General features: G+C 34.7%; 26 protein-coding genes and 3 tRNA genes. 24 read left to right on the forward strand and 5 right to left on the reverse strand.

Features of this window, described 5'->3' with window-relative positions:
- Positions 1–343 precede the first annotated feature (343 nt).
- From QZU75_RS09230 to QZU75_RS09250, 5 genes are all read left to right on the forward strand, one after another.
- A tRNA-Arg gene (locus QZU75_RS09230) sits at positions 344–417 on the forward strand.
- A 21-nt stretch (positions 418–438) separates the two neighbouring features.
- Positions 439–1,695: a tRNA pseudouridine(13) synthase TruD gene (truD, locus tag QZU75_RS09235; RefSeq protein ID WP_296883230.1), complete on the forward strand. Its 1,257-nt coding sequence runs from the start codon at positions 439–441 to the stop codon at positions 1,693–1,695.
- An 8-nt stretch (positions 1,696–1,703) separates the two neighbouring features.
- On the forward strand, positions 1,704–2,093 hold the full coding sequence (locus QZU75_RS09240; RefSeq protein ID WP_296883232.1) for a DUF126 domain-containing protein: 390 nt from the start codon (positions 1,704–1,706) through the stop codon (positions 2,091–2,093).
- A gap of 9 nt (positions 2,094–2,102) precedes the next feature.
- Positions 2,103–3,317, forward strand: a complete 1,215-nt coding sequence (locus QZU75_RS09245) for an amidohydrolase family protein (protein WP_296883233.1) — start codon at positions 2,103–2,105, stop codon at positions 3,315–3,317.
- A gap of 151 nt (positions 3,318–3,468) precedes the next feature.
- Entirely contained in the window at positions 3,469–5,961 is a 2,493-nt protein-coding gene (locus QZU75_RS09250) for a copper-translocating P-type ATPase (RefSeq protein ID WP_296883234.1), read from the forward strand.
- On the opposite strand, the gene QZU75_RS09255 is transcribed toward QZU75_RS09250, so the two are convergent.
- Together QZU75_RS09255 and purB are read right to left on the reverse strand one after the other, a co-directional pair.
- Positions 5,958–6,815, reverse strand: coding sequence for a hypothetical protein (locus QZU75_RS09255; RefSeq protein ID WP_296883235.1), 858 nt, complete (start codon positions 6,813–6,815; stop codon positions 5,958–5,960). The two genes, QZU75_RS09250 and QZU75_RS09255, sit on opposite strands and share 4 nt — an antisense overlap.
- Before the next feature lie 9 nt (positions 6,816–6,824).
- Positions 6,825–8,174, reverse strand: a complete 1,350-nt coding sequence (purB, locus tag QZU75_RS09260; protein WP_296883236.1) for an adenylosuccinate lyase — start codon at positions 8,172–8,174, stop codon at positions 6,825–6,827.
- A gap of 153 nt (positions 8,175–8,327) precedes the next feature.
- Between purB and QZU75_RS09265 the strand changes: the two genes are divergently transcribed.
- From QZU75_RS09265 to QZU75_RS09355, 19 genes are all read left to right on the forward strand, one after another.
- Entirely contained in the window at positions 8,328–8,531 is a 204-nt protein-coding gene (locus QZU75_RS09265) for a helix-turn-helix transcriptional regulator (protein ID WP_296883276.1), read from the forward strand.
- Positions 8,532–8,622: 91 nt separating this feature from the next.
- Entirely contained in the window at positions 8,623–9,393 is a 771-nt protein-coding gene (locus QZU75_RS09270) for a CPBP family intramembrane glutamic endopeptidase (protein WP_296883237.1), read from the forward strand.
- A 23-nt stretch (positions 9,394–9,416) separates the two neighbouring features.
- Complete coding sequence (locus QZU75_RS09275) at positions 9,417–9,815, forward strand: hypothetical protein (protein ID WP_296883238.1); 399 nt, start codon at positions 9,417–9,419, stop codon at positions 9,813–9,815.
- Between the two features lie 91 nt (positions 9,816–9,906).
- Positions 9,907–11,403, forward strand: coding sequence for an anthranilate synthase component I (trpE, locus tag QZU75_RS09280; protein ID WP_296883239.1), 1,497 nt, complete (start codon positions 9,907–9,909; stop codon positions 11,401–11,403).
- Positions 11,400–11,984, forward strand: a complete 585-nt coding sequence (locus tag QZU75_RS09285; RefSeq protein ID WP_296883240.1) for an aminodeoxychorismate/anthranilate synthase component II — start codon at positions 11,400–11,402, stop codon at positions 11,982–11,984. Before trpE ends, QZU75_RS09285 begins: the two co-directional genes overlap by 4 nt.
- On the forward strand, positions 11,981–12,988 hold the full coding sequence (trpD, locus tag QZU75_RS09290; protein WP_296883241.1) for an anthranilate phosphoribosyltransferase: 1,008 nt from the start codon (positions 11,981–11,983) through the stop codon (positions 12,986–12,988). Before QZU75_RS09285 ends, trpD begins: the two co-directional genes overlap by 4 nt.
- Before the next feature lie 5 nt (positions 12,989–12,993).
- The gene (gene trpC / locus QZU75_RS09295) at positions 12,994–13,770 is read left to right on the forward strand and encodes an indole-3-glycerol phosphate synthase TrpC (protein WP_296883242.1); all 777 of its coding nucleotides are present in this window, start codon (positions 12,994–12,996) and stop codon (positions 13,768–13,770) included.
- Positions 13,763–14,362: a phosphoribosylanthranilate isomerase gene (locus QZU75_RS09300; RefSeq protein WP_296883243.1), complete on the forward strand. Its 600-nt coding sequence runs from the start codon at positions 13,763–13,765 to the stop codon at positions 14,360–14,362. The genes trpC and QZU75_RS09300 overlap by 8 nt, the downstream gene beginning before the upstream one ends.
- A complete protein-coding gene (gene trpB / locus QZU75_RS09305) occupies positions 14,359–15,543 on the forward strand; it encodes a tryptophan synthase subunit beta (protein ID WP_296883244.1) in 1,185 nt (394 codons plus the stop codon). Before QZU75_RS09300 ends, trpB begins: the two co-directional genes overlap by 4 nt.
- Positions 15,536–16,309 carry a tryptophan synthase subunit alpha gene (gene trpA / locus QZU75_RS09310; RefSeq protein WP_296883245.1) on the forward strand — a complete coding sequence of 258 codons (774 nt, stop codon included), beginning with the start codon at positions 15,536–15,538 and terminating at the stop codon, positions 16,307–16,309. Before trpB ends, trpA begins: the two co-directional genes overlap by 8 nt.
- A 72-nt stretch (positions 16,310–16,381) precedes the next feature.
- Positions 16,382–17,116, forward strand: a complete 735-nt coding sequence (gene pcn, locus QZU75_RS09315; protein ID WP_296883246.1) for a proliferating cell nuclear antigen (pcna) — start codon at positions 16,382–16,384, stop codon at positions 17,114–17,116.
- A 61-nt stretch (positions 17,117–17,177) separates the two neighbouring features.
- On the forward strand, positions 17,178–18,047 hold the full coding sequence (locus QZU75_RS09320) for a hypothetical protein (protein ID WP_296883247.1): 870 nt from the start codon (positions 17,178–17,180) through the stop codon (positions 18,045–18,047).
- A 234-nt stretch (positions 18,048–18,281) separates the two neighbouring features.
- Positions 18,282–18,560, forward strand: a complete 279-nt coding sequence (locus QZU75_RS09325) for a 50S ribosomal protein L44e (protein ID WP_178786115.1) — start codon at positions 18,282–18,284, stop codon at positions 18,558–18,560.
- A 9-nt stretch (positions 18,561–18,569) separates the two neighbouring features.
- Positions 18,570–18,749: a 30S ribosomal protein S27e gene (locus QZU75_RS09330; protein WP_067044971.1), complete on the forward strand. Its 180-nt coding sequence runs from the start codon at positions 18,570–18,572 to the stop codon at positions 18,747–18,749.
- Between the two features lie 65 nt (positions 18,750–18,814).
- Positions 18,815–19,612, forward strand: coding sequence for a translation initiation factor IF-2 subunit alpha (locus QZU75_RS09335; RefSeq protein ID WP_296883248.1), 798 nt, complete (start codon positions 18,815–18,817; stop codon positions 19,610–19,612).
- Positions 19,613–19,618: 6 nt separating this feature from the next.
- Positions 19,619–19,786: an RNA-protein complex protein Nop10 gene (locus tag QZU75_RS09340; RefSeq protein WP_292751336.1), complete on the forward strand. Its 168-nt coding sequence runs from the start codon at positions 19,619–19,621 to the stop codon at positions 19,784–19,786.
- Positions 19,787–19,791: 5 nt separating this feature from the next.
- Entirely contained in the window at positions 19,792–20,562 is a 771-nt protein-coding gene (locus tag QZU75_RS09345; protein WP_296883249.1) for a proteasome assembly chaperone family protein, read from the forward strand.
- A 31-nt stretch (positions 20,563–20,593) separates the two neighbouring features.
- On the forward strand, positions 20,594–21,142 hold the full coding sequence (locus QZU75_RS09350; RefSeq protein WP_296883250.1) for a DUF2112 family protein: 549 nt from the start codon (positions 20,594–20,596) through the stop codon (positions 21,140–21,142).
- Between the two features lie 22 nt (positions 21,143–21,164).
- Positions 21,165–22,352 carry a TIGR00375 family protein gene (locus QZU75_RS09355; RefSeq protein WP_296883251.1) on the forward strand — a complete coding sequence of 396 codons (1,188 nt, stop codon included), beginning with the start codon at positions 21,165–21,167 and terminating at the stop codon, positions 22,350–22,352.
- A 10-nt stretch (positions 22,353–22,362) separates the two neighbouring features.
- Here the strand turns inward: QZU75_RS09355 and QZU75_RS09360 are convergent.
- From QZU75_RS09360 to QZU75_RS09370, 3 genes are all read right to left on the reverse strand, one after another.
- Positions 22,363–22,436 (reverse strand) — tRNA-Arg (locus QZU75_RS09360).
- 58 nt (positions 22,437–22,494) lie between these two features.
- Positions 22,495–22,568 (reverse strand) — tRNA-Arg (locus QZU75_RS09365).
- A gap of 87 nt (positions 22,569–22,655) precedes the next feature.
- On the reverse strand, positions 22,656–23,213 hold the full coding sequence (locus QZU75_RS09370; RefSeq protein ID WP_296883252.1) for an endoglucanase: 558 nt from the start codon (positions 23,211–23,213) through the stop codon (positions 22,656–22,658).
- Positions 23,214–23,349 lie beyond the last annotated feature (136 nt).

Raw genomic sequence — 23,349 nt, forward strand, 5'->3', positions numbered from 1 at the left:
TAAGCAACTTCAAACTCTTAGCAACAACATTATACCTCATAAACTAAACCACCAATAAAACAAATAAACTACAAAATAATTCCACATACCAACAATAATTAATATACCCCATAATAAAAAATATTATTTGCCCAAGAGCATTTGATAAGAAATAACCAACAAAAAAATTAAACAAAAAAAGGTAAAAACTTTAAGAAAAACACTATAATATTGAACTATCTCGACTTCTACAAAGTTATGTAGTTCAATTAATTTTTCTTCAATTCAAAAGCATATTATATTTTGATGGGAATAATTAAATACTATAAAAATCTTATAGTTATATGTTATCTTATTTTGTTTAGCCCTGGTGGTGTAGTTTGGATAACACATGGGACTGCGGATCCCATTCCCCGGGTTCAAATCCCGGCCAGGGCATTATTATTTTCCGTGATTATTATGTTAAATGCTAATACTTATGTAACTAGCCAGAAAGGTATTGGTGGAACTATCAGATACCAATATGAAGATTTTTATGTTGAGGAAATTCCTGAAGTCATCCCTGAAGGCGAAGGACCTAATGTTTATGTCTGGATTGAAAAATTGGGAAGGACTACATTGGATGTTGTTTTGGATATTGCCCGTGATCTTCATATTTCAAGAAAAAGAATGGGCTTTGCAGGAATGAAAGATAAAAAAGCCATTACTCGCCAGTGGATTTGTATTGCAAATATGGATTCTGAAGAGCAGCTTAAACAGGTTGAAAACCTGGAGATTTATAAAACTGATTTTTTAAAGGTTGTCCGTGGACGCAAAAAACTTAGGATGGGTCAGTTAAAAGGAAACAAGTTTAAGATACTGATTCGTGATTTGGATGATATAGAAGAAAGTGCAGAAATTGCAAATGAGGTTTTAAGCCAACTTGAAAGCACAGGCGTTCCAAATTACTTCGGATGGCAGAGGTTCGGAAAACCAAGAACAATAACTCATCTGGTCGGTGAGGCATTGGTTGAAAACGATTTAAAAAAAGCAGTCAGCATTTACATTGGAAATCCTCAGGGTGATGAGGGTGAAGATAATCAAATGGCCAGAAAAGCATTTGATGAAGGAAATCTTGAAGAATCCCTTAATCTGATGGGAAAAGGAATGCGTTATGAAAAGATGATGATTAAGGAATTGATTAGGGATTCCAAAAAAGGTGAGCTTACTGACAAATCATATATGAATGCGCTTCATGCACTTCCAAAACCGCTTCAGAGGATGTTTGTTCATGCTTATCAGTCTTATCTCTTCAACGAAGCCGTAAGCAATAGGGTGGAAATGGGTATTGACAAATATATCGAAGGAGATATTGTCATTGATACAGAAGAGCACATTGTTCGAGATAAAAGTCCTGAAGAGTTTCAGGAATTAATCACAAATTTTAAAGCAAATCCGACCTGTCCGTTATTCGGTACAAAAGTTCCGTTTGCAGACGGTGAAGTTGGTGAGATGGAAAAGAACATATTGAAAAAATATAATCATACAAAAGAGGATTTTGAAGTTCCAAAAATGCCACGTTTAGGAAGTCATGGACTTAGACGTCAAATGCGTTTCCAGGTATGGGATGCAAAGGCAGTTCCAACAGATGAAGGAGTTTTATGCGAATTTTCTATAGATAAAGGTTCTTACGCTACTGCAGTTTTAAGAGAAGTTATGAAAAAGGATGTAATTTAGGTGTTTTTATGATTGATTGTAGAAGTATTGCAAAAGGAAAAGGAAAAGGAGAATTGATTGTCTCATCAGAACCTATCAGTTTTTTAGGCGGGGTAAATCCGGAAAATGGTGAAATAATTGATCCTAATCATGAATTAAAAGGAGAAATCATTAAGGATAAAGTTCTATTTATTCCTGGAGGAAAAGGCTCTACCGTTGGTTCTTATGTTATTTTTCAAATGATGAAGAACAATACTGCTCCAAAGGCAATTATTTGCATTAACGCCGAGCCTATTATAGCTACAGGTGCAATAATGTCTGATATTCCTATGGTGGACTCCCCAGCAGATACCAAAGACTTGACAACAGGTACTTTAGTAGAAGTTGACGGGGATAACGGAACAATAGAGCTGTTATGAGGGGATATTATGCAGACCCTGATTGAAAACGTTAATGTTGTTAATCCGTTTGAGGAAGTCAAAACTTCAATGAGTGTATTGATTGAAGATAATCTGATTAAGGAAATTTCTCCTTCAGTAAATACAAAAGCTAATGTTAATGTTATTGATGGTCAGGATAATTACCTGCTTTCCGGTTTTATAGACTGCCATGCTCATATTTTTGCTAAAGGATTCCACAAGGAGGAAAACATGGCAAATCCATTGGGAATTCATTTTTATAATGCGGTTCCTCATGCACTTCAAACAATTAATGCCGGAGTTACATCAATTAGGGATTGCGGATCAGCTGATTTAAGCTTTAAATTGGCACAGCAAAGAAAACTCTTCATCGCTCCTAAAGTTTATTTATCAATTACTCCTCTGGTCATGACAGGAGGACATTTTGATTTGCTTTTACCGTCCGGTTTTGATATGGAGATAATCTATCCTGGTTTTCCAAAGGGAAGATGTGACGGTGTTGAAGAAGTCCTTAAAAAGACCCGTGAGGTAAAAAGAGCGGGCGCTGATTTTATTAAGGTTATGGCAAGCGGAGGAGTTTTAACAACCAATACTTCACCTGAATTTGCACAATTCAACAAAAAAGAATTAAAAACAATTGTTAATGAAGCTAAAACCAATGATATGAAAGTATCAGCTCATTGTCATAGCTTAAAAGGCATGAATAATTGTATTGATGCAGGATTTTCATCCATTGAACATGGTACATTTATAGATAAAAAGACAGCTCAGAGAATGGCTGAAAAAAATGTCAGTCTGGTTCCGACATTGCTTGTTCACCAGTTCTTATATAAAAACGGTTTTCCTGACTGGGACAGTTATGCTGAAGAAAAAACCGCTAAATTAAAGGAAATTGTTAAAGTTCACAAGGAAAATGTTGCCTGTGCCTATGAACAGGGGGTAAATATTTTAATGGGAACAGACAGCGGTGTTATTCCTCATGGCCATAATCTGGAGGAATTGACTCATCTGGTTGATATTGGAATGAGTGAAGATGAAGCTGTAGCAAGCGGAACTGTCAAAGCGGCACAATTTTTAAATCAGGATAATTTGGGTCTTGTTCGAAAAAATTACATTGCAGATTTAATTTTAGTCAATTCAAATCCTTTGGATGATGTTTCTGTTTTAAGTGATAATGATAATATTTTAAAGGTTTTCCAAGACGGAATTGAAGTAAAAAACTGATTTTGATATAATTATACCTTGAAATCATGTAAAAAGGCCTATATTTTCTTAAGATTTCATCGGACAATCTTCTAATGTTACTTATTTTAGATAACTTTTAATATGTTTAAAAATTAAATATTCTTTCATTAATGGAAAGGGTCGTGATTTTATGGTAAAACATAAACATATGGATTTGCCGATTGAAGGAATGCATTGCGCTTCCTGTGTTTTAAGTGTAAACAAAACATTTGGAAGGGTTGAGGGAGTAGAAGAAGTTGATGCGGACCTTGCGGCAAATAAATTACATATTACTGTAGACACTAAAAAAATTTCCTATGAGGAAATGGAAAGACTGGTCAGGAATTTAGGTTTTGAACTTCACTCTGATGAAATGACTTTAAGAATTCAGGGCATGCACTGCACTTCATGCACAATGAATGTCGAGAATTTTTTAATCAGACTGGACGGTATTTTTGATGTTAAAGCTGATTTAACTTCCCAAACTGCAAAAATCAGATATGACTCTTCAAAAGTTACACTTGATGAAATTGAAGAGGTAATCAATTCTTTAGGTTTTGAACTTTTAGGCGTGGAAGGTCAAACAGAAATTGATGAGGAAGCAATCTATCAGCAGGATTTAAAAGAAAAACGAAACAGGATTATTGTCGGTTTAATATTTTCAGCTATTTTAATGATTTTAATGTTTAGCGGATGGGATCCTTTAATGGGACTCACCCACAGCATTCATGAAGCAACAGGATTGAACATATCCTCAATGGGGCTGCTGTCCCTGATTGTAAGTATCGCACCATTTTTATATGTTTCTTTACCTATTTTAAAAGCCGGAATCAACGGTTTAAGACATAAAAATTTGAATATGGATGTAATGTATTCAATGGGTATTCTGGTTGCATATATTTCAAGTATTTTCGGAACATTCGGAATTGTTTTAGACCATACTTTCATGTTTTATGACTCAGCTGTAATGCTTCCGTCATTTTTAATGATTGGAAGATATCTTGAAGCCAGAGCTAAAAAACGAACATCCGATTCCATACGTGAATTAATCGGCCTTCAGCCAACAGTTGCAACAGCAATTGAAGTTGATGAAAATGGTGAAATTATTTCTCAAAAAGAGGTATCCATTGCAGATATTGTAGTCGATGATTTGCTTCTTGTAAAACCTGGTGAAAAAATTCCTGTTGACGGTGATGTTGTTGGGGGAGAATCCTATGTTGATGAATCAATGATTAACGGGGAACCGATTCCTAAAGTTAAAAAGGACGGCGAGGAAGTATTTGCCGGAACCATAAATCAGGATGGAGTCCTTCATATTAGGGCTAAAAAGATTGGAAAGGAAACTGTTTTATCAAATATCATTCGTCTTGTTGAAAAAGCACAGTCTTCAAGACCTCCTGTTCAAAAATTCGCAAATACAATCGTGTCATATTTCATTCCGGTCATTTTAACAATAGCTATTGTTGTATTCCTGATTTGGTATTTCGTACTTGGAGCTTCACTTTTATTCTCACTTACCTGTCTGATTTCAATTTTAGTGGTTGCCTGTCCTTGTGCATTGGGACTTGCCACACCGACTGCAGTTACTGTTGGTGTTGGAAGGGCAGCGGAATTTGGTATTTTAATCAAAAACGGAGATACCTTGGAAAATGCAGGTCAGATTGATGTTGCCGCTTTTGACAAAACAGGAACAATAACTGAAGGAAAACCTGAAGTGGATGACATTATTCCTTATGGAATTTCAGATGAGGAATTAATCAAGCTTGCAGCCAGTGTTGAACAGAATTCAACCCATCCTATTGCAAAAGCTATTGTAAATAAGGCTAAGGAATTGAATTTGGATTTAAATCAGACTACTGATTTTGAAAATGTAACTGGAAAAGGTTTAAAGGCCAAATTAAATGGCAGTGATGTTTATGCAGGTAATCTCGCACTGATGCAGGCAAATGGCATTGATGTTTCAGATGAGCTGGTTGACAGGTATCATGAACTTGAAAGGCTTTCAAAAACTATTATCTTTTTAGCACAGGATAAATCTGTAAAAGGTATTTTAAGTCTGTCTGATAAGATTAAGGCTAATTCCAAAAGAACAATCGATGAACTGCACAAGATGAACATTGAAACATATATGCTGACAGGAGACAATGAATCCACCGCACTTAATGTGGCAAATGAAGTAGGTATTGACAATGTCCGTGCTGGAATCTTACCTGAAAACAAACTGGATATAGTCAAGCAAATCCAATCAAATCACACTAGAAAAGTTTTATTCGTTGGTGACGGTATTAATGATGCTCCAGCATTAACTCAGGCAGATATTGGTGTAGCTATGGGTAATGGAACAGATATTGCAATGGAAAGCGGTGACATTGTTATTATGGAAGGCGATTTGGAAAATGTGGTTGCTGCAGTTCAATTTTCTAAAAAGGTAATGAGAAGAATTAAAGAAAATATATTCTGGGCATTCGCATACAATACAATTTTAATTCCAATAGCCGCAGGGGTTTTATATCCTGCATTCGGAATAACATTTGAACCTGCTTTGGCCGGTCTGGCAATGGCATTGAGTTCTGTAACAGTTATAACATTATCATTAATGCTTAAAAGATATGTTCCTGAAATAAAAAGAGAAAAAAGGAATTAATTGGTTAAATCAATTAATTCTAATTTTAATTTTCCTAATTTTGGTGCAAGGAAGTTATAAAATATTGCAGTTAGTGCACCTGAGGCAAATGCAACAATAAATCCGATGATTATATTGATGATTAGAGCGGTGATGTTTCCGCTGCCTCCCATTGAAATAACCAATGAAAGCAGGCTTAGAATACCTCCAATAATACCAAAAACAATACTGAATCTTTTCACGTTGACTGAATCAATTGCAGTATATCCGTTTTCTTTTGATAAATTTACGATAATTCCTCTTCCGCTGTTTGCAAGTATGTTGTAGATGTAACATCCAAGCAATATGAAGACAAATGATATGATAAAAGTACCGAATATAATCATTGCAATTACTATAGGCTGGCTTAGGACTAGCATGAACTGGTAAAGTCCGTATGCAAGAATTTGCTGGCCTGATAACATTAAAGTTTGGATAACTGCATTAATTAACAGTGGAAATATAAACACTGAAGCTAAATACAATAAAATCATTTGTATTGTCAATATCATTGAAACAATGATTGCAGTTGTAGCAGGTGATATTTTAATGATTTCCTTTTCATCTTTAAAAGCTATTTGAATTATATTAAGTTTTTTTCCTAATGTATTGTAAAGAAAACCTTGACAGAATGTGTTGTAGGTGGTGTACATTAATGTTCCAACAACAAGTGTTGAAATCAGATAAATTGAAACGCCTAGTGCATTCGGACTTGTAATTCCAATAGCTATGGTCATGATTATTGAAGATATTATTGAAAACAATACTGCAATTGCTGTTGCAATTATTGTATATGAAGATAATTCTATTGACCTTAATTCTTTTACGCTAACCATTTATTTCACCTAGAACCAGTCTTTTGATTTTTCAAGCAGTTCATTGATGATTATTTCAATGGATCCGACATATGTGTGAGGGTCCATGATTTTTTCAACATCATCTTCAGTCAGGTATTTTTGAACTTCTTCGTCTTCTAAAATTAATTCACCCAATAATAGTTTTTCTTTATTGGCTTTAATTGCGTTTTTCCTTACAATTCCGTATGCAGTTTGTTTTCCCATTCCTGCACGGGTAAGTTCTGCCATTAATCTTTCAGCCATGATTAAACCATTGGTCAGGTTTAAGTTTCTTTCGATGTTTTCATCGTAGAAAACTAAGTTGTTCATTAATTTTATTGTTAAATTGAGAATGTAATCGGTTAAAATGCAGCTTTCCGGAAACATTATCCTTTCACATGATGAATTTGTCAAGTCTCTTTCATGCCAAAGAGGGTTATTGTCCAAGGCTGCGTTAACGTAGGATTTAACGATTCTTGCAACACCACAGATTCTCTCAGCAGTAATTGGGTTCATTTTGTGAGGCATAGTACTGCTTCCAACCTGTTTTTCAGGATCAAAGAATTCACCGACTTCCATAAGTTCGGTTCTTTGTAAGCTTCTGATTTCTAATCCGATTTTATCTAATGTACTTGCGATATTAGCTAAAACACTAATGAATTCTACATGGTTGTCTCTTTGAACAACCTGATTTGTAATGGTTGCAGCAGGAAGGCCTAAAATTTCTGCAACTGTCTTATGGATTTCCCATCCTTGTTCGCCTAATGCGGCAGTTGTTCCCACAGCACCGTCCATCATTCCAATACATACATTTGCTTCTGCATTTTCTAATCTTACATATTGTCTGTGGAGTTCATCTGCCCATATACCGAATTTCATGCCGTATGTGGTTGGAAGCGCATGCTGACCATGGGTACGTCCGATACATACTTTCATTTTATTTTCTTCGGTTAGTTTAAGCATTATTTTAGTTAATCTTTCTAATTTTTCTTTCAATACTTCAATTGAATCTTTTATAAGTAAGGAATTTGAACTGTCTACAATGTCATTGGAGGTAGCTCCAAAGTGGACATATTCTCCTGCACCGTTTTCACATACTTCTGTAATTGATTTTGAAAGAGCAGCAATATCGTGATTAGTTTCTGCTTCAATTTCTTTCATTCTTTCTAATTTTACAAAATCAGTATTTGCTTTTGCTGCAATTTCATCAGCAACTTCCTGTGGAATTATTCCAAGTTTTCCTTCAGCTTGAGCCAATGCGGATTCTACATCTAACATTTTCTGCAGCTTATTTTCTTCTTCCCAAATATTTTTCATTTCGGGAGTTCCATACCTAAATTCGATTGGATGAATAGCCATATTTTATCAACTCATAAAATTTAAATTACTATATTATATATTTATTCAGTCTTTATAATTAAATTTTTTAATAAATATACAAAAGTTTATATATACAATTTTTAAAGAAATTATATCAACCCCTATGACTGGATGTCATGGGAGGCTGAGTATATGGAAACAAAAATACGGCTATTACGCCAGAAAAAGGGTATTACTCAACAGGAGTTGGCTGAATCTGTTGGAGTAACTCGCCAAACAATCAATGCTTTAGAAAATGCTCGTTATAATCCTTCCTTGATGTTGGCCTATAAAATTACAAAGATTTTGGGAAAAAATTCAATTGAAGACGTTTTTGTACTTGATATGGATGATTGAATAAAGATTTTGAACGATGCTCAAGATTTGTTAATGTTAATCTATATGCTTAAATTTTTTTTAATGTATGAAATAATTTACATTTGATATCATGTCCCAGTTTAATGACAGGCTTAAACGTATAAAAATAAAAAATCTGGCTATTTTTATTATAATTGCTTATCTGGTATTGTTTATTTTAGGAAAAACCATCGGATTCATTAATGAAAAATGCTTTTATGTGTTTATCTTGTTATATTTTATTTTTGAATTGAGGGATTTTTCTCTAGATTTTAAAGATGATTTTTTTAATGTCTTTTCGGATGTTTCGATTAAAACTATTTTATTGATTGTAACTGCCAATATTTTCTTTTCTTATGGAATGCTCTATCTGTCTTATTTGCTGATTAATCATTTTCCATTTTTAAACTTTTTAGTGAATTTTTCCGTTCCTTCAATGTCTATACTTTCTTCACTGCCGGTTATTGGAGTTTTTGTAATGACAGTTGTTTTATCTCCAATAGTAGAAGAGTTGATATTTAGGGGGGTTTTGTTAAATAAGCTGAAGCTGATTGTTCCAACATTATTTGCAGTTTTAATTTCTTCACTCCTCTTCGGTGCCCTTCATAGTTTCGGAAGTATATTTTCAGCTTTTATTTTTGCAGTCTGTATGGCAATATTATATCTTAAAACGGAAAATATCTGTGTTCCTATTTTGGCTCACTTTTTAAATAATTTATTTGCCGAAATAATCAGATTGGTCGATGTTAATGAGCTTTTGTTCACTGATGCTAATGTGGTGATGATTGTTTCTGCATTGGCAATAATATCAGCAGTTATATTATTCATTTCAATTTTCACTGAATTGAATAATATTAAATAATAAAAGATTATAGATATTTTAACATGGATTTAAGAAAAATAGGAATTGTTTTAATATTTATCGGACTATTTGTCACAATATTGTTTTTGGGCGATGAGAGGATTTTCGTTCCTGCTCTGACCTTAACTGTTCTGGGATTTTTCGTAACTGTTCTCGGATTTGTTGTTGAAATCAGAAAAAGGAAAATCATTAATGATCAGCTTGACGAGGATATCGGAACAATTATCCAACCTTTAATTACAAAGTATTCCAATTTGAATAAACAGTATCGCAGTGAATTTGAAGGAGAGGAATACGCTCAAAAAAGATTGCAATTGAATAAGGATTTGGAAAAAGAGCTTACAGAAAAAATTCCTTATTTGGAAAGCAGGGAAATCAAAAAGATTGTCATTCAGTTTTCCAAGGAACAGGATAAAATGTAGGCATATTTTTTTTAAAATTTTTTTTAATGTACAAAAAATGACAACAAGGTTTTAAATAGTACATTATATAAATAATTTGTTAAGTGATAAAATGTTTTCCCCAAGTTTAGAAGATGTAAAAGAAATTTCGAAAAATAAAGAGTATAGGCGTATACCAATATCCTATGAACTGTTTTCAGATATTGCAACTCCTATTGAAGTTTTAAGAGTTTTAAAAGGATTCAGTAAGCACTGTTACATGCTTGAAAGTATAGAAGATTCACAAAACTGGGGAAGATACACATTTTTAGGTTTTGATCCGCTTTTAGAGTTTACATGTCAGGACGGAACTGTAACAATCAGAGGCAGCGAAAATTTTGATGAGCTGACTGATGATGAAAAGGTAATTGAAACCGATAATCCAAGTGAAATCATCAGGGATTTAGTAGATAAAAACAAATCTCCTAAAATTGATTACCTGCCTCCATTTACCGGCGGTTTTGTAGGATATTTTGCTTATGACTATATAAAATATGCGGAACCTTCACTTAATCTTGATGCCCAAAATCAGGATCAGTTTAAAGATATAGATTTAATGCTCTTTGATAAGGTCATTGCATTTGACAATTTCAAACAGAAAATCATTCTGATTGTCAATATGAAAACTGATAATCTGGAAGAGAGTTATAAAAAAGCATGTGATGAGTTAAAAGACATGGCAAATCTGATTAAAAATGGTAAAAAAGCTGAAATGGAACCGTTAAAGTTAAAATCAGATTTCAAACCTGCATTTTCACGTGAAAAATATTGTGACATGGTCACAAAGGCGAAAAGTTATATTAAAGAAGGAGACATTTTCCAGGTTGTTCTGTCAAACAGAATCGAAGCTGATATTTCCGGAAGCCTGTTTGACACATACAGGGTATTGAGAACCACCAACCCCTCTCCATATATGTTCTATTTTTCAAGCAATGATATTGAAATAGCCGGAGCTTCACCTGAAACATTAGTCAAACTGACAGATAAGAAGCTATTTACTTTTCCTCTTGCAGGAACCAGGCCTCGCGGAAAAACCGAAGATGAGGATTTAAGGCTTGAAAAGGAATTGCTTAGTGATGAAAAGGAACTTGCAGAGCACAACATGCTGGTTGATTTAGGCCGTAATGATATTGGAAGAATATCTGAAATAGGTTCTGTTAATGTTGAAAAATATCTCTCAGTTGAAAGGTTTTCTCATGTAATGCATATAGGATCTACTGTAAGCGGAACATTAAGAAGTGATTTGGATTCTCTTGTGGCTATAGATTCAATTCTTCCTGCCGGAACATTGTCAGGTGCTCCAAAGTTAAGGGCATGTGAGATTATCAATGAACTTGAAAACAATAAGCGCGGAATTTATGGGGGAGCTATCGGTTATGTTGATTTGAGCGGAAACATTGACACCTGCATTTCAATCAGAATAGCATTTGCAAGAAATAATAAAGTTTTCATACGTTCCGGTGCGGGAATTGTTGCAGACAGTGTACCTGAAAAGGAATTTGAAGAATGTTTAAACAAGGCGGCGGCAGTAATCAATGCATTAAAAACAGCAGATGGAGGGATAGAATGATACTTTTAATAGATAATTATGACAGTTTTTCATATAACTTATACCAGCTGATTGGTGAAGTCAATTCTGATATTAAAGTCGTAAGAAACGATAAAATAACAGTAGAAGAGATATCAGATTTAAATCCTGAATGCATTATTTTATCTCCGGGACCTGGAAAGCCTGAAAATGCGGGAATTTGTATTGAAGTGGTATCACATTTCCATGATAAAATCCCAATTTTAGGCGTTTGTTTAGGCCATCAAGCTATTTGTGAGGCTTTTGGAGGTACTGTTTCCCATGCTTCCAGACTGATGCATGGAAAATCCTCAAAAATTTCACTTGATTACGATTATATTTTCAAAGGATTGCCAACTGAGATAAGTGTTGGAAGATATCACTCTTTGAGTCTAGTTAAGGATACTCTTCCTGATTGTCTTGAAATCATTTCAAAGGCAGGCGATGACGGTGAAATCATGGCTGTAAGGCATAAGAATTTCAATGTTTACGGTCTTCAGTTTCATCCGGAATCAATTTTAACTCCGGACGGATTGACAATTATTAGTAATTTTTTAGAAAAAGTAGAAAGGGGAATATTATGATTAAAGAAGCTATTTTAAAAGTATATAAACATCAGGATTTAACTTATGAAGAGGCATATCAGACAATGGACGAAATCATGAGCGGTGAAGCAAGCGAAGTTCAGATGAGTGCATACTTAACCGCAATGTCAATGAAAGGCGAAACAATAGATGAAATTACAGCATCTGCCGAAGCGATGAGAGCTCATTGTGTACGTTTGCTTAATGACCAGGAAGTTTTGGAAATTGTTGGAACAGGCGGTGACGGTTCAAATACATTCAATATTTCCACAACCTCTGCTATTGTTATTTCTGCAGCAGGAGTTCCTGTGGCAAAACATGGAAACAGGTCCGCTTCAAGCAAATGCGGTGCTGCAGATGTTTTGGAGGAGTTGGGGGTAAATATTTATATCGAACCCGAAAAAAGTTTAAATTGTCTTAAGGAGATAAATTTGTGTTTCCTCTTTGCTCAAAATTATCACCTGTCAATGAAATATGTTGCAGGGGTACGTAAGGAACTGTCAATCAGAACAATCTTCAATATATTGGGGCCATTGACAAGCCCTGCCGGTGCTTCCATGGAAGTGCTGGGGGTTTATGAGAAAGATTTGGTTGAACCTCTTACTGATGTTTTAAAGAATCTGGGCGTTAAGTCTGCTCTGACAGTCTATGGAGTCGACGGAATGGATGAAATTTCTGTAAGTGATAAGACATCAGTTTGTGAGCTTAAGGACGGCAAAACAATGTCTTATGAAATTTCACCGGAATATTTCGGAATGGAAAAGGCATCAAAAGAAGATCTTGTCGGCGGAGATGCAAAGGAAAATGCCAGAATTACCCGTGCAATACTGGCTGGTGAAAAGGGACCAAAAAGAAATGCGGTTTTATTAAATTCGGCTGCAGGTTTATATGTTGCAGGTAAAGTAGAATCATTGCGTGACGGTGTGGAACTGGCAGAAGAAATCATTGATTCAGGAAAGGCACAAAAACAACTTGAAAGATTTATTGAATGTACAAACAGATGATTAAAATGTTGGATGAAATAGTTGAAAAAACTAAAGAAAGACTGGAAGAGTCAAAACAGACAAAATCATTGGACGAACTTAAGCAAGAAGTTAAAAAATTAGAAATTACTCAGGATTTTCCTTTTAAGAAAGCTTTAAGCGGTGATGAAATTTCAATCATTGCTGAAGTAAAAAGAGCTTCACCGTCAAAGGGCATGATTGTGGAAGATTTTGACTATGTATTCATTGCCAGGGATTATGAGGATGCAGGAGCATCTGCAATTTCCGTTCTTACAGAACCTTATTTTTTCAAAGGTTCAAATGATTATCTAAAAGAAATATCACAAAATGTCAGCATCCCTATTTTAAGAAAGGATTTCATCATTGATGAATATATGATTTGGGAGGCTAAAGCCCTTGGTGCATCTGCAATTCTTCTGATTGTTTCTATTTTATCTATCGTTGAATTAAAGAAATTTTTGGATTTGGCACATGATTTGGGTCTTTCTGCAATTGTCGAAACTCATGACGGAAATGAAATCAGAACTGCACTTAATGTAGGGGCTGAAATCATAGGTGTCAATAACAGGGATTTGACAGATTTCACAGTAAACATAGAAAACAGTATCAACCTACGTAGATGTGTCAGTGGCGATGTTATATTTATTTCTGAAAGTGGCATTAAAACACCGGAAGATGTAAGGAAATTAAAAGAAAATAATGTTGATGCAGTTTTAATAGGCGAAACTTTAATGAAAAGTGATGATAAAAAGGCACTGATTTCGGAGTTGAAAAATGGTTAAGATTAAAATCTGCGGATTAAGACGTTTGGAAGATATTGAAATAGTAAACAAATACAAACCTGATTATATAGGTTTTGTCTTTGCAGATTCCAAAAGAAAAGTGTCTCATGAACTTGCAGCAGAAATGAAAAGTAATTTAAGGGAAGATATAATTTCTGTTGGAGTTTTTGTAGATGCTGATGAAAGTGAGATTTTAGAATTGTATGAAATGGGTGTTATTGAAATTGCACAGCTTCATGGCAGTGAAAGTGAAGATTATATTAATTATTTAAAAGAAAATACTAATGATAAACTAAAAATCATTAAAGCTATTGAAATGTCTGAAGATGAGGACCTGTCAGGATATGCCGATTCATCTGCAGATTATCTGCTTTTTGACAGTGGAAAAGGAAGCGGCAAAACCTTTGACTGGCGTTTGATAAGAACGGATTTAAAAAAGGAATTTTTCCTGGCAGGGGGAATAAATTCACAGAATGTTAAAAAAGCCATTGGAGAGTTTAATCCTTATGCAGTTGATTTAAGTTCAAGTGTTGAAACTGATGATTACAAGGATGAAGATAAGATTAAGGAAATTATGGAGGTTATAAGTTGAATAACGGAAGATATGGTGAATATGGAGGACAATACATATCTGAAACATTAATGAATGAGTTATTGTACTTGGAAGAGCAGTATAATCATTACATGAATGATCCTGAATTTGTAGAAGAGCTGAATACCTTACTGAAAGAATATGCCGGAAGGCCTTCTCTATTATATTACGCTAAAAGAATGACTGAAGACCTTGGTGGGGCAAAAATATATCTGAAACGTGAAGATTTAAACCACACTGGGGCTCATAAAATAAATAATGTTCTCGGACAGGTTTTACTTGCTAAAAAAATGGGTAAAACAAGAGTGATTGCAGAAACCGGTGCAGGTCAGCACGGTGTTGCAACAGCTACTGCAGCAGCACTTTTGGATATGGAATGTGAAGTGTTCATGGGTGAAGTTGATACCAAAAGACAGGCTTTAAATGTGTATAGAATGGAATTGCTTGGAGCAAAAGTCCATTCTGTAAAATCCGGAACAAAAACACTGAAAGATGCAGTAAATGATGCATTCAGAGATTGGATTGCCCGAGTTCATGATACCAATTATGTAATAGGTTCCACAATGGGACCTCATCCATTTCCAATGATTGTTCGTGATTTTCAGGCAGTAATAAGTGCCGAAGCTCGCCAGCAGTTTTTGGATATTGAAGGCAGACTTCCGGATGCGGTCATTGCATGTGTCGGTGGTGGAAGTAATGCAATGGGTGCATTTTATAATTTCATAGATGATGAGAATGTTAAACTGATTGGATGTGAAGCCGGCGGAAAAGGTGTAGACACACCATATAATGCAGCAGCACTGACAAATGGTAAAATCGGAATATTTCATGGAATGAAATCAATTTTTAATCAGGGTGATTATGGCCAGATTGCTCCGGTTTATTCCGTCTCAGCGGGACTTGACTATCCGGGTGTAGGTCCCGAACATGCTTATTTAAGAGACACTGGAAGAGCAGAATATGTGCCGATTAATGATGAAGAAGCTGTTGAGGCATTTGAATATTTATCCAGAATGGAAGGAATTATTCCGGCTATTGAAAGTGCCCATGCGGTTGCTCATGCCATGAAAATAGCTCCGGAAATGGACAAGGACGATATTATAATGATTTGCCTATCCGGAAGAGGAGATAAGGATGTCAGATCTATTGCAGAATACAGGGGAGTTGAGTTAAATGAGTAAAATAGCTAATGCATTTAAGGATGGAAAAGCATTCATCGGATTTTTAACTGCAGGAGACCCGACAATAGAAAAGACTGTTGAATATATTTTGGCAATGGTTGATGCAGGCTGCGATTTGGTTGAAATAGGCATTCCATTTTCAGACCCTATGGCAGAAGGTGTTGTAATTCAGGACGCTAATGTAAGGGCACTTAAGCACAATACAACAACTGATGACGTATTTGATATTGTAAGGCGTGTTCGTGAAAAAACAGACGTGCCACTGGTATTTTTAACTTACATCAATCCGGTTTTCTTTTACGGTTATGAAAAATTCTTTAAAAAATGCGGTGAATTGGGAGTGGACGGAATAATCTCACCTGATTTGCCTTATGAGGAAAAGGGAGAAATTAAAGACATTGCCCTAAAAAATGATGTCGATGTAATTTCACTGATTGCTCCTACCTCAAAGGAAAGAATTCAAAAGATAGCCTCTGATGCAACAGGATTTATTTATGTAGTTTCATCATTAGGTGTTACCGGAATGCGTTCAGAGATAAAAACTGATTTAAATGCCATTTTGGCCGATATCAGAGATGTTTCTGATTTGCCGCTTGCAGTAGGTTTTGGAATAAATACTCCAGAACAGGCTTCAGAAATAGGTAAGATTGCAGATGGTGTTATTGTCGGAAGTGCTATTGTCAAAATTATTGAAGAATACGGTGAAGATGCTAAAAATCCGCTCATGGAATATGTTTCCAGCATGAAAAAGGCATGCAATGAATAATTTATACTAAAAAGATAAACTTATTAAATATAAAAAATAAATATAAACATATTACTTATTAGAGGATTATTTATGTTTAAAGCAGAATTAAGTGATTCTAGTATATTAAAAACAAGTTTTGATGCTATTTCATCAATTGTTGATGAAGTACAGATTCAAACTGATAGTGAGGGCATGAGATTAGATGCCCTAGACCGTAGTCACATAACTTTCGTTCATTTAGAACTTAAAGCAAGTTTATTCGATGAATTTATTTGTGATGTTCCTGAAAAAATCAATATTGATACAGATGAATTTATGAGAGTTTTAAAACGTGCAAAATCTCAAGACAGAGTTTTAATGTCTGTAGATGAAGGTAATTTCATTATTACTTTCGAAGGAGATGCAACAAGAACTTTCAAAATAAGATTAATTGATATGGAATATGATAACCCTGTTCCACCTCAAATTGAGCATCCAACTTCATTTAAAGTTCGTTTCTCTATCTTAAAAGATTCTATCAACGATATTGACATCTTTTCAGACAAAGTTGCTTTCCAGGTTGATGAAGATTATTTCATTGCATCTGCTGACGGTGAATTTGGTGATGCAAGCATCAAATATCTCCACGGTGAAAACATCCAAGAACATGCAAAATCTTTATTTTCATTGGATAAAATCAGAGAAATGCTTAAAGCAGATAAATTTTCAGAGGAAGCTGAAATCGGCTTAGGTACCGACATGCCGTTAAGTTTAACTCTTAACATGGTCACCGGTGACGGTAAACTAAGTTTCTTGCTTGCTCCTAGATTAGAAACAGATGAATAATTTTTTTCATTTGTTTATCCTTTTTTTATTTTCAAAAACACTACATTAGAGATGGTATTAAGTGGATTCCTTTTATCAAGATTTACGTAAAGTTCAGAAAAAAGAACGTAATAACGGTACATTAGCTCGTGTAGAAGAAACTTTTTACAATGATATTCACGAGTATTTGGACGGCTTGAGAAAACAGGCTATTGAGGATCCATTTTCCAATGCACACGGCACACTCAAACAGGCGCAAATCATAGCTACTGAGATTTGTGAAAGACGTGAGAAAAAAATATCCGAAGCTGCCGTAGTAAATATTCACAGGTCATATCATCTTTTTACCGGAAAACCAAAATTTGATTTGGTTGATACAACCCCACTGAACCTGACTCCTGAAGAGGAAAAATTCTATTATTCCCTGATTGATACATTGAAAAATCACAGGTCAAATATCTCTCTGGAAAAATTGTCTGAAGATGAAAAGAAATCGACTGAAATTAAAGCTTCAGAAATTCAAACCAATACTTTAGATACTCCAAAAGAAACTCCAAAAAGTGATGATGAAGTTTTAAACAGGTTGGATGAAATCAAAAAAGCCAAACCTATTGTGGATGAGAAAAGAGAACCTGTTGAAAAGCAGATTATAAAATCACAACAAAATAACGCCGAACCGGTAATGCCTAAAAAGGAACCTGCGGCTCCGGCAAATATTGAAGACAACCCTAATGCAGGTGATGAAGTTGAAGAATTTTATGATTTGGAGTCACAAAAAATAGCCAAAGACACCGAACTGGTCACAATGCTTGTTTTTGATGAGGTTGGTGCTATTGTAGGTGTTGATGAAAAGGTTTATGGTCCGTTCAGACCACAAGACCTGGTAACTTTACCGATGGTCAATGCAAAAATATTTTTCAAAAATCGCAAAGGTCGCCAGGTAAAAATCTAATTTTCCATTAACTTTATATAATTTGTTAGATATATTTAAATAACATATCTATTTGTGATACTAAAAAATTATATCTTATATAATTTGGATTTCTGCTGTATGTAGACTTGATGCGTTACAATGCAGTTTTAATCTCTAACATTTTTTAATTAAAATTCAGTTTAGATAAAGTTATGAATAGATTTACAATGATTTATTGATTAAGCACTTTAAAGTGTATAAAACGGTGAAAAAATGAAAATACCAAAAGAAAAAAGAACATACTGTCCTCATTGTAAAAAACACACAGTACATGAAGTTCACACTGCTAAAAAAAGAAAAGCTAGTGAATTAACCTGGGGACAAAGACAATTCAGACGTGTAACTGCTGGATACAGAGGTTATCCAAGGCCTTTACCTGCTGGTAACAAACCAGTTAAAAAATTAGACTTAAGACTTAAATGCAAAGAATGTGGAAAATCTCACATCAAACAATCTTTCAGAACAGGAAAACCTGAATTTGTAGCAAAATAGGTGATTAACATGGTTAGTAAAGGTAGAGGAAACTTTTTAAAAGTTAAATGTTTAGATTGTGACAATGAACAAGTAATATTTGATCGTGCTGCATCTGATGTAAAATGTATTATTTGTGGTAAAACCCTTGTCAAATCTCGCGGTGCTAAAGCAAAAATCACCGCACACATTGAAAAAGTTTTAAACTAGATTTCTAGTTTTTAACTTATTTTTTACTATTTTTTTAATAATTTTTATATAATGTTGGTGAGAGTATGGTAAGAAAAAGTCAAGAATGGCCTGATGAAGGGGAACTTATTGTAGGTACAGTTTACAAAGTTCTTAATTATGGGGCTTTCGCTAAATTAGAAGAATATCAGGGTAAAGAAGCTTTTATTCATATTTCTGAAGTATCTTCTGGTTGGGTTAAAAATATTAGAGATCATGTAAGAGAAAACCAAAAAATTGTTTGCCGTGTTCTCCGTGTAAATCCTAAAAAAGGACATGTTGATGCTTCCTTAAAAAGAATCCGTGAAGATCAAAGGACTAAAAAAATCCAACATTGGAAAATTGAGCAAAAAGCTGAAAAATTCTTAGAATTGGCTGCTAAATCCTTAGATAAAGATTTAGATACTGCTTATGATGAAGTAGGTTATGAACTTATGGACATCTTCGGTGATGTTTATGGTGCTTTTGAAACCGCTTCTGATGAAGGTGCTGAATCACTTACTGAAGAAGGAATTCCACAAGATTGGGCAGATGCCATCACTGAAGTAGCTAAGAAAAATATTACTCCTCCTGAAGTTCACATTAGCGGATATGTTGATATTGAAACTTTTGTGCCTAACGGAGTTGAAATCATTATTTCTGCACTTAAAGCTGCTGAAGACAATGGTGACGATGAGGAAGAAATCAAAGTCCAATGTGTAGGCGCACCTAGATATAGGATTACTGTAAAATCTACTGATTATTTATTGGCTGAAAAAGCACTTAAAGCTGCTGCTGATAGATGTATTGCAGTTGTTGAAGAATCTGAAGGAAACGGTTCATTTTTAAGAGAATTAGATAATTAGATTCTTATGAATATGAAAATGAATAAATGTCCTGAATGTGGTATTTATACTTTAAAAGATGCTTGCCCTAAATGCGGAGGCAAGCTTAAAGTAATTTATCCTCCGAAATTTTCAGTTGAGGATAAATATGGCAAATATCGAAGAATATTGAAAAAAGAATCAATGAAGGAGTAATCCATATGCAAACTACAGAAATAACTATCTTGGAAGATATTGAATTAGACAATCCTATATTTATAGAAGCATTACCTGGTCTTGGACATGTCGGTAAATTAGCTGCTGACCATATGATTGATGAATTGGGAGCAACTAAATTTGCTGAAGTTTATTCTCCAACTTTTCCTCCTCAAGTTCTTGTAAAAGAGGAAGGAATCATTGAAAACATGTTTAATGAGTTATATTACCTAAAAGATGTCGGTGAAGATAATCTGGATTTGATTTTACTTGTAGGTAATACTCAGGCATTATCTCCTGAAGGCCAGTATCTGGTATGTAAGGATCTTTTAGAATTTGTTAAAGGATATGATATTGATAGAATTTACACACTTGGTGGAATGGTTACAGGACCTACCGTAGAAAATCCTAGAGTTTTCGGTGCAGCTACTGATGAAGCTTGTGTTGAGCTTTTAAAAGAAGCAGAAATCGAAATCAGATCCAATGATGGTGGAATTGTTGGCGCTTCCGGATTATTCTTAGGTTTAGCCACACGTCAAGGAATCCAAGGGTCCTGCCTTATGGGTGAAACTCCTGGTTATTTTATTGATGCTGAAGCAGCAGAAGCCATATTGAAAAAATTGTCCCATTTACTTAATTTTGAAATCAATGTTGATAAATTAGAAGAAAGAGCTGAAGAAACTAGACAAATGATTGCTAAAGCTCAGCAAATGGAACAGGATTTAATTAATAAGGCTAACGCTGGAAATGCTGATGATTTAAGATATATTGGATAAGATTCCAATATATTAATTTTACTTTTTTTTTATGAACGTTATTGTTGTTCCTGACACTTCAATGATTGTTATTCCATTGATTGAAAAGAATGGACATAGTTATTTGTCTCCATCGAATTTTTCCAGATATGACAATATGGACATTTGTGATGGTAATCTTAGTTTTGATAATCTAATCAATACCTATTGTTCAAGTGAACTTCCTTCAGGAGTCAGAGGAAGACTCTTTCTCTTTTCCCGCATAATAGATAAGGCTGATGCGGCAATTGTCATAGGAAAAAGGCCTGAAAATTATGACAGGATGTATAATGCATTAAATGACTTGATTTTGTTTGGCGGAAATTCCTGCAATAATGCACATAGTCTTGCAGTCAAAATAGTGCAGGATTTAAATATTCCTACATTAAAACTCAAATATCCTGTAAATCAAAAGGAAATAATAGAATTAATAGATAAAACAAACTGTTTTTTAAGGGATTTGAATGATTCCAATCATGATAATTTAGGCGTAAATTTAAAGCCTAAAAAAGAAAAGATGCCTGTTTCGGATGTGGAAACTGTCCTGAAAAAGTTAATATAATAATAATTTCTAACAATTAACCATGTTAATAAATGCTGATTTTCATGTTCACAGCTGTTTTTCAATGGCATCCTCAAAGGACATGCTGATAAAAAATATGGCCCCAAAATCTAAACTGAAAGGCCTTGGGCTTTTAGGTACTGGAGATGCTTTTCATCCGGGATGGCTTGACATTATTGAGGAAAGTACCACTTATTCTGGGGATGGAATATACTCCTCACAGGACATGGATTTTGTTTTGACAACGGAAGTGGAGGCTAAAAACAAGATTCATCATCTGGTAATCATTCCTGATATGGATATAGCAAGGGAACTGTCAGACAAGTTGCCGTCTAAAAATAAAAATCAGGACGGACGGCCAAAAACCCAGTTGAGCGGTGCTGAGCTTTTGGACTTGGTTCGCCAGTATGATTGTCTTATTGGTCCTGCACATGCATTTACTCCATGGACTGGAATGTACAAATCATTTGACAGCATTTATGACTGTTATGCTAAAAAGCCTGATTTTGTAGAGCTTGGATTGTCTGCTGACACTTTTATGGCAGATACTGTTCGTGAACTTAAGGATTTTCCGTTTTTGACAAATTCCGATGCACATTCCCCATGGCCTCACAGGTTAGGTAGGGAATTTAATCAAATTGAGCTTGAAGATATATCATACTCTTCAATAAAAAAGGCAATAAAAAACAAGGATATTAAAGCAAACTACGGTTTGATTCCAAACCTTGGAAAGTATCACATGACTGCATGTACCAAATGCTATAAACTTATTGATCCGGTTATTGCAAAGGAAAATAAAATGAAATGCAGCTGCGGAGGAAGAGTTAAAAAAGGTGTTGATTTCAGGATATCTGAAATATCTGACTATAATGAGCCAAAGCATCCTGATTTCAGGCCTGAATATGTTCATTTGATGCCTCTTGCCGAATTGATTTCCACTGTTTATGATAAGGGGGTTACAACCAAGACTGTTCAGGGAAAATGGCAAAATCTCATTGATGCTTTTGGGACTGAAATAGATGTTTTGATTAATGTTTCTATTGCAGACATTGAAAAAATAGATTCCAACGTTTCATTGGCTATTGAAGCATTCAGAAACAGAACCCTTGATATTGTTCCTGGCGGTGGGGGAAAATATGGGGAAATTTCCTTTAATAAATCCTTGAAAAAACCTGAAAGTGAAAAAATAGTTACTTTGGATAATTTTTAAAAATTAATAACGGACTTGGAGGGATTTGAACCCTCGATCTTAAGATTAGGAGTCTTACGCCCTTCCAGACTAGGCTACAAGCCCATAAAATTATTGATATTTGTAAAAAAATATTTTAAAAAAAGTTAGTTTGTATTGAGAGCGGACCCGCCGGGATTTGAACCCGGGGTCTTCGGATTAGAAGTCCGACGCCCTATCCAGCTAGGCTACGGGCCCCACATATACAACAATAATAATTCTATTTTTCTTATTATATATATTTATCTATTATATTAAAAAAATAAAAGAAAAGGATTAAATTATTTATCCTCTATCTACGCTACCTGTAGCATCATTAATCATAATGCTGTCAACACTATTTCCATTTTCATCAAAGATTGTAGCGTACCAATATCCGCCGGAATAATAAACGCTTCCAGCATAACATCCTGGTTCTCCAACAGCACCATTTGCAATACTTTGAGCTGAAGAGTAGGATAAATGGGTACTACTTGAGCTTGAACTGGAGCTAGAGCTTGAGCTTGAGCTTGAGCCTTGACTTGAACTGGAACTAGAACTGTAACCAGAGTCACTGCTGCTCGGTCCATTGTAAATTGGATTACCTCCTGAACCTCCAGATGATCCGGAACCTGCGCCGCCGCTAGATCCGCTGCTTGCTCCACCATTTGTTGTTGCTACAGAGCTACTACTTGTATTTAATTTTGTGGTGTTGTTTCCAAGTCCGTCCCCAGTATTACTAGCTGACATACTTGATAAATCAGAGAATATTGGACTGTTACTGTTTGTTATACCATACGCTGCAACTGCCGCTGCAATACATAACACAATAATTACGGAAATTATAATATTTGCTTTATCCAATTTTTTCCCTCCTTTAATTATATATTATATAATATAAGTGATTTAATTTTTATGTATTATATATGTTTCGATATTTGTTTTACAACATCACTTATTAATAATAAAAATCATATATAATTAATGTTAGTTTCTAATT

The sequence above is a fragment of the uncultured Methanobrevibacter sp. genome (assembly GCF_902764455.1).
In the GTDB taxonomy this organism is placed as follows: Archaea; Methanobacteriota; Methanobacteria; order Methanobacteriales; family Methanobacteriaceae; genus Methanocatella.